Genomic DNA, 12,884 nt, shown 5'->3' with positions numbered 1-12,884 from the left:
CTCCCGTACTTACATATAACTATTATCCCGAATTGAAGTTAAATATTGCCGATTTTGTGAGAGTTTAACAGTCCGTGGGTCAAGATGTACCATAATGATAGAAAGAAAAATACTATAAAAAATAAAGACCGTGACCACGACACCCATAAAAACTAGCAATAATTCTATTCAAGTACCCGACAACTTTGGACGCTTTGGCAAATACGGCGGAAAATATGTTCCCGAAACCCTCATGCCCGCGCTGAGCGAACTAGAAACCGCCTACAATCAATATAAAAACGATCCCGAATTTAACCAAGAATTAGACGAACTATTAAAAGACTACGTTGGTAGATCAAGCCCCCTTTATTTTGCCGAAAGACTCACCCAACATTATGCCAAACCAGACGGCACAGGGCCTCAAATTTACCTCAAAAGAGAAGATCTCAACCACACAGGGGCTCACAAAATCAACAACGCCCTAGGGCAAGTGTTACTGGCCAAACGCATGGGCAAACAAAGAATTATCGCCGAAACAGGGGCAGGACAACATGGAGTAGCCACCGCCACCGTGTGCGCTCGTTTTGGTTTACAGTGCGTCATTTATATGGGCGTAGAAGACATGGAACGCCAAAAATTAAACGTCTTCAGAATGCGTCTTTTAGGGGCTACCGTGCAACCCGTTTCCGCAGGGACAGGCACTCTCAAAGATGCCACCTCCGAAGCCATCCGAGACTGGGTAACCAACGTAGAAAATACCCATTATATTCTCGGTTCTGTGGCAGGGCCCCATCCCTATCCCATGATGGTAAGGGATTTCCATGCGGTTATCGGCAAAGAAACCCGTGAGCAGTGTTTGGAAAAATGGGGCGGTTTACCTGATATTCTCCTCGCCTGTGTGGGCGGTGGTTCTAATGCCATGGGTTTATTTTATGAATTTGTCAAAGATGGTGCTGTACGTTTAATCGGTATTGAAGCCGCAGGAAGTGGGGTAAACTCTGGCAAACACGCCGCCACCCTCACCGCAGGGCAACCGGGGGTATTACACGGCGCCATGAGTTATTTATTACAGGATCAAGATGGACAAGTTACCGAAGCCCATTCCATCAGTGCGGGGTTAGATTATCCGGGGGTAGGGCCTGAGCATAGTTATTTGAAGGATGAGGGTAGAGCAGAGTATTATAGTGTTACGGACAAAGAGGCGCTCGACGCTTTTCAACTTCTGTGCAAGTTAGAGGGGATTATTCCCGCCTTAGAAACCGCCCACGCTTTCGCTTATCTGGAAAAGTTATGTCCTACCCTAGAAGGTAGTCCCAAGATTGTGATTAATTCCTCTGGGCGCGGTGATAAGGATGTGCAAACCGTTGCTCGACATATTGATGGTATTGACCTTTAATTTGTTGTGATAACCCCATGGTTTTACTATGGGGTTTTTTGTTGTTTAATACTATCTTTTTTTCTATGGTGAGGATTATTTTCTTTTTTTGAAGTTCTTTTGGATAGTAAAAGATTTCTTCACCATTATTATTTTTATTAGTTAATCTAAAATAACTTAGATGGTAAAATAGTTAAATGATATTTACACAGTCTGTAAATAAAGGCTTATTGATTACTAACTATTATTATTTTAGTAATGATTTAATTTTAAACATTAGTTATAATTAACTTTGAATCAAAAATATTTTTTATTAGTCTTCTTCCTTAAAGGCTATTTAACTATTCAATAACTATTGAAATAGGATTAAAGGTTTCAATCTCAAGAATTAAAGATAAAATAGATCAATCATTAGCCCTCTCCTTAATCAGAAAATACTATGACTAATCCCATTACTATATTTATAGTGGAAGACGAGGCGATCGCAGCAGAAAGCCTAAAATTGGATTTAGAGAAGATAGGTTATAAAGTGGTAGGACTAGCGGATAATAAAAAGGATGCCCTTTCAGGGATTTATCGGCATAAACCAAATCTCATCCTGATGGACATTAAAATTAAAAGTGAAGATGATGGCATCACCCTTGCCGAAGAAATAACCCGAAAAACTTCCCACCCTATTCCCATTATTTATCTTACTGCCTACACCGATCAAGATACCATTAAAAGAGCAATCCAAACTTCACCCTACGGATTTATTGCCAAACCATATAAAGTAGAAGTCTTAGAGACAAGTATTAACATCGCCCTTAATAAATATCATCAAATTCTCGATAGAGAATTAAAGTTAATAGAACAACAACAAAAATTAGACGCCATAAGTAAATATGATAGTCTTACCCAATTACCAAATCAACTATCATTAGTCGAAAATTTTAACGCCATTTTAGAAGTCTTTTATCAACAAATTAACGCCAATGCTGATAATTATGAAGAAACTATTCCTTCTTTAATTCCTATTTTTTACCTTGATTTTAGTCGTTTTAATTTAATCCGAGATGAATTAGGCATTGATGTTTCTAATTCTTTATTTAAAGCGGTGGTACGCAGATTAAAAGCTAATTTAGGGGAAGATGTTATCATCGCAAAACTAGAGCATTACGAATTTTGTGTAATTACTGAACCCATCAGACATCGTCAAAGTGCCATTGATTTAGCAGAAACTTTATTAGAAAAAATCACCCCTCCTCTTATTTATAAAAAAGAAAAAATTTACATAGATTTTAATATTGGTATAAGTTTTTATCCCATTCAAGGAGACTCAATTAACGAATTATTAAATAATGCAAAGGCTGTAGTAAAGGAAAATAATGGTTTAGGTTTAAATCAATATGAGGTTTATTCCCCTGCATTTCATACTAATAATAAAAATGAAGTATCTTTAGAAAGTAAATTACATGATGCTTTGGAAAAAGAAGAATTTGAGGTTTTTTATCAACCGAAGGTAGATATTAAAAGTAATAAAATCGTCGGGGTTGAAGCCCTTTTACGATGGAATAATGATACCCATAATAATGTTTCCCCTGCGATTTTTATTCCTATTGCTGAACAAATTGGCTTAATTGATAAAATTGGAGAATGGGTTTTAAATAAGACTTGTGAACATTTCAAAATTCTTGAGAAAAAATATCCAAAAAAACTAGAGGTATCTGTTAACTTTTCTCCCCGTCAATTTAATGATAAGTTATTGGAACAAAAAATATTTAAGATATTAGCTGATAATTATTTTAATCCCCATTATTTAGAAATAGAGTTAACAGAAAGTTTATTGGTTAAAAATCCTTCCTTGGCGGTTAAAAAGTTAAATAAACTTAAGTCTGCAGGATTAAAAATTGCCATTGATGATTTTGGTAAAGGTTATTCTTCTTTAGGATATTTACAACATTTTAATTTTGATACTTTAAAAATTGATCGAGATTTTATTAAAAATATTGATGCTAATTATAAAAATGCCAGTATTGTTCGATGTTTAATCCAAATGGCTCATCAATTAAATTTAAAGGTGGTTGCGGAGGGGGTAGAAACCCCGGGGGAATTAAATTTTTTAGCGAATAATGATTGTGATTTTTTTCAGGGTTATTTATTCAGTCGTCCCATTGCCTTTGACCAATTAATTGATTTAATTAATTTAAGAAATAGTTAGGGTGGATTTTTATAAATAAAAAATTACAAATATCAAAAGTTTGGGTATATTATAACGGTCAAAAAATATACAAAAATAATCATCTTTTGACCAAAAATATAATTAACATTAATGTAGGGGTTGTCAAAGTATAAATAAAGAGACGATCGCCCCCAGGGATATAATTAAACTAACCCACAAAAATTGATTATCCTTGGTGTTAACGGTGCTTAAATCCACCAATTCGATTTGTCGTTTAGGCTCGATTTTACGGGGGTTACTGACACGGCGATTAACAGGTAAACGAGATTCCCCATTAAAGTCGGGAATTTCTGTCATCCATTCTTTGGGGCGTTGTAACTCAGGGGCTTTGAGAATGTATAATAACCGTTGTGCTTGAATTTTGGTATCGGTATGGGGATGGATACATAAATTTTGGCAAAGGGCGATCGCACTTTCACCATCACCCACCGCCTGATAAGCATTAACCAACCACATTTGCACCTCACCCCCCAGACGACTATTGAGGGTTACTAACTTACAAGCATCCTCCAAATATTTAACACTTTGGCGATATTGTCCACACTCAAAAGCAGACTTACCCTGACGATACCTTTTCGTAAATTCTTCTAGTGCAAAAGAGTTCACAATAAAATAATTGACAATTAATAAAAACTACATATATCCATCGCAAAACGATCAATATACTTAAACTATTTTCTACCCTTTAAAAGCCAATCGTCAACTATTTCCATACTCTGCTAACAAATCATCGTCATTATCATCGGCAATGGTAGCCACTAAAGTAATGATACGGGAAATTTCACTGGGATAAAGATCGGCTATGGTGCGCTGGGCAGAAACCACTATTTGTTCATTAAAAATACTAAAACAAGTTTCAAACGTACCACTCCAATTCATTTCTAATAACTTCCTCATCAACATTGACTCATTTTTGGCAGGTAAGGGTAAAACCACGGACCACACCGTTAACAAGTCATCGTCACTTTCCCCCGTCAATTGGACAAAAACTTCTACGCTACCATATTGAAATTTCCACAAATAACCATCATCATTTTTCAGCACCATGGCGCTGTCATTTTCTTCCAAACTATAGATTACCGTTTCAATCTCATCCTTGTGATTAACCTGATAACTATCCATCATTAAATTATCTTCCATTGTAGATTCTTCTCCCATTAAGTCTGCATTAGTCATGGTTTTAACCTTTTATGTACTATCACTAGCATATTAAACCAAATCGAGGATGATCAAACAATTAACCTTTTGGCGTTGCTGAATTAAGGTATTATTTTTAGTTTAGTTTGGCAATGGGCAATAGTAATAATAGTTTTAATACTATACATTTACTGTAATTCAATCATGTTTCATACTCAAAATTAGCAATGCCAACCTTTTTATGTCCGCATAATGGCAAATGGAGAAGATTGTTAATATGAGGGGGTATTGTTGTTAAAATTTGATGTGTAAATTACTTACTCATAAATAATGGTTGCATTAACTGGTTTTTTAAGTTCTTTAATTGTATTTTTTTCCTTGTATAGTCCTTTTGCCTCTATTTTTCATTTTGAAGGGGCTGTACCCCAAAATTTAGGGGTTTCCCGGGGGCATCTCACTTCTTGCCCTCAGACTCCTAATTGTGTGGTGAGTAATGAATCGGCGGATGAAACCCATTATATTAAGCCCATGGATTATGATTCGGATAGGGCGACGGCAAAGGATACTCTGTTAAAGGTTTTGTCGGTAGTGCCTAATACTGTTGTTGTGGAGGAGACTGAGGATTATATTCGCACGGAGTCTCGCAGTAAGATTATGGGTTTTGTGGATGATGGGGAGTTTTATTTTCCTGAAGATAAGTCAGTGATTGAGGTGCGCTCGGCTTCCCGTCTTGGGGAGTCTGATTTGGGGGTTAATCGTCGTCGTCTTGAACAAATTCGTCTTGCGATCGCAGATTATAACTCCCGTGGTTAATTTGGTTACTAACTCCTGCCATGCTACCAAGAATTATCCAACCGATGAGGTTTAATCTTAGGTCAAAAATACTGCTATCTGGTAAATTAAAAAGGAGATAATTTCCAAAACTTATTAGATAGGTAAAGAGGATAATGGCATCTTTTTTGTTATGTTTTATTATCGTTAAACTTTTGATGGTTTTAATAATAATTAAGCCCACAAAAATACAGGTTAATATTAATCCTATTAATCCTGTTTCTGCCCCTAACATCAAGAATAAATTATGGGGATGTCCGATATATATATCATAGGTTTGATGGTATAAATAATCAAAGTTTCTCAGTCCCCAACCCCATAAGGGGCGATCGCCCGTCATCTCCATTGCAAATTGCCATTGGGTGATTCTAAGGGTTTCTAAGGGGCGATCGGGGAACATTTGATCTGATAATCTTAACCAAATAGAAGAAGGAACAATTTGACGCATTATCGATTGTCCTGGTAGATTTCCAAAGGATGCCCAACCAACGATTATTCCCATCAATGTGATTAGTTGTAATATTTTGTACCAATGACAATAGATAGAAAAACTAATTAAAATAAAAATAGTTATAATCCAACCTACACGAGAATTAGTTAAATAAATACCTATTAGGTCAAAAAGTATAGTTAAAATCAGAAAGTAACGAATATTTCGATAGTTATTAACTATATTTAAAAGTTGTTGTTTAATTTTATAAAATGACTTATTCTTAGATATATTTATTTTAAATCTAGGTTGATTTGCTATTAATAAACCCGTACAAAAAGTTAAACTGGTACAGAGAAAAAGACTTAATAAATTAGCATGAATAAAAATTGCTGACATTCTTTCAGGGGGAGAACCATTAAGAATAATTCGCCATCCTATAATTGAACGAAATAACCCAGCTATATGCCAATTAACAAAAAGTTGTCCTAGTCCGATGCTAACAATAAAAATTGAAGTAACACTTAATAAAAAAGCTGAGATAGTTAATTGTTTAGGAGTTTTAATTAAACTTTGAGTGGCTAAAAAAAGAGCGAAAAAGGGTAAAAAATTAGCTAATCCTAACCAAGAATCTAGGGAATTTTCGGCAAAAATACTAGAAATAATAAAGAAAATACTGAGCAATAATAATAGTTTACTTTCAATTTTTGTAACAATCTGATGATATTCTTTAATCCATTGTTGAAATAAAAAAATAATGATAAATATTATTCCTAAGTTATAAACAAAGGGTAAGTTAAAAAGAGCAAAGAAAAATTTATTAGGGGCTGTTTTTAAGTAACTAAGAGGATTGGTTATTTTATTTAACATTTATTCAGAAATTAATTATTAGAATTATTTTCAATGTTTTCTGGTATTTGTTTAACATCGATGGTCACATTATCGAGAATAATATATCCCACTAAAATTAATAATAATATAGAAATAAGAGCCGAAGAAAAATTATTTTTTGGGTTAGTTTTAGAAGGTTGTTTAAGTTTATTTTTATCTCTATTTTCTAAATCTTGAGAGATAGTTTTCTGGAAAAAAAGACGAGCATTTTTTTTGTTTTGTTGGACAGAAATCATAAAATCTAAAGTGTTACCCTGGGCATCAATGGCACGGTAAAGATATTTACGACGATGGTTAATTTTGAAGGGAATTTCTACGAGTCTCCATCCTTTATTGCGTCTTTTCTGGGTTTTTTGCCACCTTTTTTGTGCCATCACTGAATAATCTTGGGTTAGTTGATTAATAGTGGTATTATCGATGGCGAATCCTCTTTGTGCCATGATTTCTTGTAATTCGTTATAGCTTAATGAATAGAAGATATACCATTGAATTGATAGAAGGATTATTTCTTCTCTAATTTGTTCCCATTGATAATAACTGATTCTCCTCATTGCGATTATTTATTGATATTCAGTAGGTGCGATCGATTGCGGTTATCATAGCATAATTGATTATAATTTTTTCTGTTTTATATATTTTGAGATATGGTAGTTTTATCTATTAATGATTTATGTTTTAAGTATAATGAAAGAATAATTTTTAATAATCTTAGTTTTAAAATTTATCAGGGTGAAAAAGTAGGTTTATTAGGGGCAAATGGTTCGGGAAAAACTACTTTATTTTCTGCTATCTGTGGTTTATTGCCGTTGGGGGGAGGGGATATTTTTTTGTTTAATAAGAAGATAGAAAAAGGAAAATTTTACCCTGAAATTGGTTTCATTTTCCAAAATCCTGATGATCAATTGTTTTGTTTACAGGTTAGGGATGATATTATTTTTGGAGCAGAAAATTTGGGTTTATCTCCTCAAGAAATAGAAAAGCGTTTGCAGGATGTTTTGAGTGTTACGGGGGTTGAAAATTTATTAAATCGTTTTTCCTATGAGTTATCGGGGGGGGAAAAGTGTATGGTGGCGATCGCCTCTGTACTTATTATGCAACCTAAGGTAATATTATATGACGAACCGAGTGCGAATCTGGATTTAAAAGCAAGACGCCGATTAATTAATTTTTTGCAATCTTCCGAGCAAACCATGATCATTTCCTCCCATGACTTAGAATTGATAAAGGAAGTGTGCGATCGCACCTTAGTGTTAAACCAAGGAAAAATAGTAGCCGATGGAAATCCTACCACGATTATGGGCGATCGCCCTTTGATGGAAGAAAATAATTTGGAAGTGCCTCCATCCTGTATCAATTAACAGAAGTCATATAGACATTATTAAAAATAAACATTAAAATCAATCTTTGATGAAAGATATTTTTTCAAATTTTATATAGTTTTAGCTACCCCTTAACAATTTAATGAAGCGAATTTTAATTGCCTTGACATGGGGGATTCTACCCTCTTTATTTTGTTTTCCTGTGAGGGGATTAAATCAATCTTTATCAGAAGTCGGTATCGAAGCCACAAAACTCCACCAAGCCCCCTACAATTTAAAGGGAAGAAAAATCGCCATTGGGCAAGTGGAAATAGGCCGCCCCATGCAGTTTGGATTAGATAAATTACCACCGTTTCATCGTCGTCTTCCCTTAAGGGGTTTATTTTTTCGTGATACCCTAGTGATGCCCAATCAATACGTTGATAGTCACGCCTTTATGGTGGCATCGGTGATGGTAAGTAATGAAAAAGGCTTTTCTGGGGTTGCACCCCTAGCTAATCTCTACTCCGGAGCCATTGGTTTTTTACAAAGAAACGCCCAACCAGAAGAATGCTTAACCAGCCAACATATTGCCCTACAAAATAACGGTGATGTGAGGGCTATTAATCTTAGTTTTGGGGAATCTTTGTTAAGGGACGATCGCCCTTTACCCCTACTAGATGGTAACGCATTATTTACCCAATGTCTCGATTGGTCTGCGAGGGTTCATAATGTTTTATACGTAGTGGCAGGAAATCAAGGTAAAGGAGGAATTTCCATTCCCACAGACCATTATAACGGTATTACCACCGCCTATAGCACCACAGTAAATGGGGTTTTTCGTAAAGTAGATTTTGCCAATTTAAGCGTCTCCACCGACGATGTCGATAAATCATTAATTAGGAATGAAATTAATGTTGGCGGTAGGGGTGCCATTTCCCTACTAGCACCCGGGAATAATATTCGAGCCTATAACACCGAAGGAGAGTTACAAAATATTCAAGGAAGTAGTTTTGCCGCACCTCATATCACAGGGGCAGTAGCGCTTTTACAGGAAGGGGGCGATCGCACCTATGCCAAAAATATCGATAATTGGAGTTTAGATTATCGTCGTCAGGAAGTAATGAAAGCCATCCTATTAAACTCAGCCGAAAAAATAGAAGACTACGGCAACGGAGACTTTCTAGGGATGTCTCGTACGGTTTTAACCCAAAAAAATAGAACATGGTTACAAACTAATGCTTATCGTAATCCTGCCATTCCCCTGAGTATGGAAATGGGCACAGGGCATCTAAATGTATATCGAGCATATCAACAACTAATGGCAGGGCAATGGAAACCCCAAGAATCCGTAGATATAATGGGTTGGAATTATGACACCTTGTCAGTTAATAATTATCATCGTTATCAGTTAAAAAAACCCCTGCGCGAAGGTAGTTTTGTTTCCATCACCCTAACATGGAATCGTCTAGTAGAATTAACAGATAACAACAATAATCAAATTTATGACATTGGCGAAAGATTTATCGATCAAGGTTTAAATAATTTAGATTTATATTTAGTCTCTAAGGATAATCAAATTATTTGCTCATCGGTTAGTCAGGTTGATAGCGTAGAACATATTTTCTGCCCTATTCCTAAAACCGCAGAATATCATATCAAAGTCCGTTTTCAGAATCAAGTTAATCAGCCTAACCAAAATTATGCCCTTGCTTGGCACACCGTAGCCCAAGAAAATTAACTCTTGATAATACCCAACAATGGACAATTAAACTATTATCAATCACCCCTACTCCCCATCACCTCATCACCCCCACTCCCCTACTCCTCATCACCCCTACTCCCCATCTCCTCATCACCCAGAATTGAGGTAAAATAATAGTGCCAACTTGTTATGACTTGACAATTTCCTTAATTTTATCCGATACCATTTGTAACTGTTCATCGGTAATACCAGGATACATAGGCAAAGAAAGAATATTATCACAAAGACTTTCAGCATTAGGAAAATCCCCTTTTTGATAACCCAAATAACCATAAGCAGGTTGTAAATGACAGGGAATAGGATAATGAATCCCCGTTTGAATACCCACCTCATTTAATTTATCCTGAATTAAATTACGATCATAAAACGAAGAAGGTTTAACGTTGATAACATAAAGATGATAAATATGCCCCTCACCCACCACATTTTTAATGGGAGTAATACCATATTCTGCTAAGGGCTTTAAGAGTTGATTATATTTTGCCCCTGCCTGATTGCGCCAATTATTCCACTTTCGCAAATAGGGTAATTTTACTTTTAAGACTACCCCTTGTAAGGTATTTAGACGACTGTTAGTGCCAAAATTTTGATGGTAATATTTTTTTGGGGCGCCGTAATTTCTTAAACTACGCAATTTTTGAGCAATTTCTTGATTATCTGTCACCACCATTCCTCCGTTGCCAAAAGCCCCTAAATTTTTACTCGGATAAAAACTAAACCCACTAGCTAAACCCACACTTCCTGCTATTTTTCCTTCTCTCTGGGCTAAATGGGCTTGGGCGCTGTCTTCAAAGATGATTAAATTATTGTTTTGGGCAAATTCTTTTAGTTTTTGGGGTGATACCATTTGCCCGTATAAATGCACGGGAATAATCGCTTTTGTTTTTTCTGTAACCACTTTTTGGGCTAATTCCAAATCCATTAAGGCGGTGTTAATGTCACAATCCGCTAAGACAGGTTTTGCCCCTGCCAAGATTACCCCAATAACCGTAGCGATGAAGGTATTAGCAGGGACGATGATTTCATCTCCTTCCATGATACCACAAGCCCTGAGTCCAAGGGCGATCGCATCTGTGCCACTACCAACCCCGATACCATATTTTACCCCACAAGCCTGAGCGAAATCGGCTTCAAACTCCCTTACCTCCTTCCCTAAAATAAAATCACCCCTTGCCATAACATCCCTCATTCCTTTATCAATGTCTGCTAATAAAGGCTCATTTTGCCAAGATAAATCAACGAAGGGAATATGAAGCAAATTACTATCCATCAAAGTTACGATATTTTGAATAACTAATTATTTATAACAAAAGATTCTCATTTCTGAAAAATCATGGGGAAAAGATACTTAGGGTTACAGCCTCATAATTTCTTGCCCTTGATACATCACCAATAAATTAACTTGCAAAGGACCAGAACTATAGGTAGTATTACTAGCAACCGCTCTAATTTCATCTACTCCCTGATTAGAGCCTTCTAATTCTTGGATAAAGTTTACGAGGGAAATTAGTTGCCCATCACCGATGACAATACGCCCTAAGACTCCTTGTTGTCTTGCCCTAAATTGGGTGACAGAAAGAAGAAAGTCTAGTTTTTCTTGGATATTATTATTAGATATATCGTTAGATTCTATGGCCGATAGGGCTATTATTTCATCTTTTTCATATACTTTTTGATTGGGGGAAACATCGGTAAAAATTCTTACGGTTTCTTCTCCTTGAACGTAGTTTCCTGCTGCTAAAATTTGGATTAAATATTCTCCTTTTTCCGATAGTTGATTGCGAATTTGTTCTACCTGAGCGGTGCTTATTTGTACAAATCTTTGATTGGCAAATTCTTCCCCATAACCTAATATTCTCATGGCTCCTCGATTGGCTTCATTTAATACGCCGTCAATTAATTCTTCTAGGTTGGTGTTATCCTCAACCCTAACAAGGGTAATGGTTATCAGTTGTCCTCTCACTAAGGCAATCGGTCTTTCTCTCAGGTCTTGATAGGTGCGATAATATTGTTCTAATACTTGGATTTCCCTTTCAAAAAATTTACGATCTCTTTCTAATCGAGATAATAATTCTTCTTTTTCTGTTAATGTTTGATCTCTTTGGGCGATCGCACTGTCTAAGTTACTAATTTGTTGATCTCTAAACTGAATTTCTGCCCGTAAATCTTGTTGTTGTTTTTGTAATTCCTGTAAGGTAGTTGACTGGAGAGCTAAAATTTGTTCTTGTTCATTAATTTCATCTAATCTTAAATTAAGTTCTTGATCTTTTTCCCGAATTTCCCTTTGTAAAGTGAGACTTTGTTGTTCAATATTATTTTTTTCCTCTAATAAAGTCGCCCTTTCTTGCTCAATGGCTTCTACTTCCGCTGTCAAACTCTGGGTTTGTTCATAAATTTCGTCTAATAACTCTTGGGTTTGGCTTAATTCTGCCTCTGTATTAAGTAAAACATCCCTTGCCTCCTGCTGACGCTCTTGGGCTTCTTGTAAATCCTCCTCAACCCTGCTTTTTTCTTCCGTTACTTGGGCTAATTCTTCCTCCACTTCTCGACGACGATTGAGAATTTCATCTAGTTGAAATATTCCTTGACGCAAGGAAGCACTCAGGGCAAATAATATGCCTAGGGTAGAAGCTGAAATCGATATACCTGTAACAATTGATACTACGATCGCCGTTTGCTTTGGCCGGAGGTTAAATAATCTTAACCGAGCTTTACCTACTTTTGTACCGATGCGATCGCCCAAGGCCGCAATTAACCCTCCCAATATTAACACCGCAAAAATTAGTACATAAGCACTGGTCATTATAATCCTCTATGATCAAAATCGGCAAACCTAGGTAACTTCCGAATCTTATCAATATTATACTGTAGGGTTTCTTTCCCAAAAACATTGATCACAATTAACCACAATTAAACTATTATCCCCCCATCACCCCCACTCCTCATCACTCCCACTC

12 protein-coding genes are annotated in these 12,884 nt (G+C 36.0%); 6 read left to right on the top strand and 6 right to left on the bottom strand.

The features are described 5' to 3' along the window. The first annotated feature begins 130 nt into the window (after positions 1-130). Together trpB and IQ215_RS13715 are read left to right on the top strand one after the other, a co-directional pair. On the top strand, positions 131-1,375 hold the full coding sequence (gene trpB, locus IQ215_RS13720) for a tryptophan synthase subunit beta (RefSeq protein ID WP_193801975.1): 1,245 nt from the start codon (positions 131-133) through the stop codon (positions 1,373-1,375). Between the two features lie 418 nt (positions 1,376-1,793). Further along, positions 1,794-3,554, top strand: a complete 1,761-nt coding sequence (locus IQ215_RS13715; RefSeq protein WP_193801974.1) for a two-component system response regulator — start codon at positions 1,794-1,796, stop codon at positions 3,552-3,554. A gap of 123 nt (positions 3,555-3,677) precedes the next feature. Here the strand turns inward: IQ215_RS13715 and IQ215_RS13710 are convergent, their stop codons facing one another. Together IQ215_RS13710 and IQ215_RS13705 are read right to left on the bottom strand one after the other, a co-directional pair. Then, entirely contained in the window at positions 3,678-4,181 is a 504-nt protein-coding gene (locus IQ215_RS13710) for a tetratricopeptide repeat protein (RefSeq protein WP_193801973.1), read from the bottom strand. A gap of 93 nt (positions 4,182-4,274) precedes the next feature. Continuing rightward, positions 4,275-4,751, bottom strand: a complete 477-nt coding sequence (locus tag IQ215_RS13705; RefSeq protein WP_193801972.1) for a YbjN domain-containing protein — start codon at positions 4,749-4,751, stop codon at positions 4,275-4,277. Between the two features lie 291 nt (positions 4,752-5,042). On the opposite strand from IQ215_RS13705, the gene IQ215_RS13700 reads away from it, so the two are divergent. Further along, positions 5,043-5,525, top strand: a complete 483-nt coding sequence (locus IQ215_RS13700) for a DUF1499 domain-containing protein (protein ID WP_193801971.1) — start codon at positions 5,043-5,045, stop codon at positions 5,523-5,525. Here IQ215_RS13700 and IQ215_RS13695 read toward each other — a convergent pair. Both IQ215_RS13695 and IQ215_RS13690 read right to left on the bottom strand, forming a co-directional pair. Beyond that, the gene (locus IQ215_RS13695) at positions 5,464-6,843 is read right to left on the bottom strand and encodes an O-antigen ligase family protein (RefSeq protein WP_193801970.1); all 1,380 of its coding nucleotides are present in this window, start codon (positions 6,841-6,843) and stop codon (positions 5,464-5,466) included. The two genes, IQ215_RS13700 and IQ215_RS13695, sit on opposite strands and share 62 nt — an antisense overlap. Positions 6,844-6,854: 11 nt before the next feature. After that, entirely contained in the window at positions 6,855-7,415 is a 561-nt protein-coding gene (locus IQ215_RS13690) for a DDE-type integrase/transposase/recombinase (RefSeq protein ID WP_193801969.1), read from the bottom strand. A gap of 93 nt (positions 7,416-7,508) precedes the next feature. On the opposite strand from IQ215_RS13690, the gene IQ215_RS13685 reads away from it, so the two are divergent. The 3 genes from IQ215_RS13685 to IQ215_RS13675 all read left to right on the top strand — a co-directional run bounded on the left by IQ215_RS13685 (position 7,509) and on the right by IQ215_RS13675 (position 10,031). After that, positions 7,509-8,222, top strand: a complete 714-nt coding sequence (locus IQ215_RS13685) for an energy-coupling factor ABC transporter ATP-binding protein (protein ID WP_193801968.1) — start codon at positions 7,509-7,511, stop codon at positions 8,220-8,222. A gap of 103 nt (positions 8,223-8,325) precedes the next feature. Beyond that, complete coding sequence (locus IQ215_RS13680; RefSeq protein ID WP_193801967.1) at positions 8,326-9,903, top strand: S8 family serine peptidase; 1,578 nt, start codon at positions 8,326-8,328, stop codon at positions 9,901-9,903. Then, positions 9,876-10,031 carry a hypothetical protein gene (locus tag IQ215_RS13675; protein WP_193801966.1) on the top strand — a complete coding sequence of 52 codons (156 nt, stop codon included), beginning with the start codon at positions 9,876-9,878 and terminating at the stop codon, positions 10,029-10,031. The genes IQ215_RS13680 and IQ215_RS13675 overlap by 28 nt, the downstream gene beginning before the upstream one ends. A 23-nt stretch (positions 10,032-10,054) precedes the next feature. Here IQ215_RS13675 and IQ215_RS13670 read toward each other — a convergent pair whose 3' ends face one another. Beyond that, a complete protein-coding gene (locus tag IQ215_RS13670; protein ID WP_193801965.1) occupies positions 10,055-11,197 on the bottom strand; it encodes a DegT/DnrJ/EryC1/StrS family aminotransferase in 1,143 nt (380 codons plus the stop codon). An 84-nt stretch (positions 11,198-11,281) separates the two neighbouring features. Further along, positions 11,282-12,730, bottom strand: a complete 1,449-nt coding sequence (locus IQ215_RS13665; RefSeq protein ID WP_193801964.1) for a DUF3084 domain-containing protein — start codon at positions 12,728-12,730, stop codon at positions 11,282-11,284. Between the last annotated feature and the right edge of the window lie 154 nt (positions 12,731-12,884).

The sequence above is a fragment of the Cyanobacterium stanieri LEGE 03274 genome (genome assembly GCF_015207825.1).
Lineage (GTDB): Bacteria > Cyanobacteriota > Cyanobacteriia > Cyanobacteriales > Cyanobacteriaceae > Cyanobacterium > Cyanobacterium stanieri_B.
Note: the sequence above shows the minus strand (reverse complement) of the source record. Positions and strands in the feature narration are given on the sequence as shown.

What these genes read in the sequence shown, in the direction of transcription:
- IQ215_RS13715 (WP_193801974.1), top strand. Translation starts at nt 1,794, where the DNA reads ATGACTAATCCCATTACTATATTTATAGTGGAAGACGAGGCGATCGCA.
- IQ215_RS13705 (WP_193801972.1), bottom strand. Translation starts at nt 4,751, where the DNA reads ATGACTAATGCAGACTTAATGGGAGAAGAATCTACAATGGAAGATAAT.
- IQ215_RS13700 (WP_193801971.1), top strand. Translation starts at nt 5,043, where the DNA reads ATGGTTGCATTAACTGGTTTTTTAAGTTCTTTAATTGTATTTTTTTCC.
- IQ215_RS13695 (WP_193801970.1), bottom strand. Translation starts at nt 6,843, where the DNA reads ATGTTAAATAAAATAACCAATCCTCTTAGTTACTTAAAAACAGCCCCT.
- IQ215_RS13690 (WP_193801969.1), bottom strand. Translation starts at nt 7,415, where the DNA reads ATGAGGAGAATCAGTTATTATCAATGGGAACAAATTAGAGAAGAAATA.
- IQ215_RS13685 (WP_193801968.1), top strand. Translation starts at nt 7,509, where the DNA reads ATGGTAGTTTTATCTATTAATGATTTATGTTTTAAGTATAATGAAAGA.
- IQ215_RS13680 (WP_193801967.1), top strand. Translation starts at nt 8,326, where the DNA reads ATGAAGCGAATTTTAATTGCCTTGACATGGGGGATTCTACCCTCTTTA.
- IQ215_RS13670 (WP_193801965.1), bottom strand. Translation starts at nt 11,197, where the DNA reads ATGGATAGTAATTTGCTTCATATTCCCTTCGTTGATTTATCTTGGCAA.
- IQ215_RS13665 (WP_193801964.1), bottom strand. Translation starts at nt 12,730, where the DNA reads ATGACCAGTGCTTATGTACTAATTTTTGCGGTGTTAATATTGGGAGGG.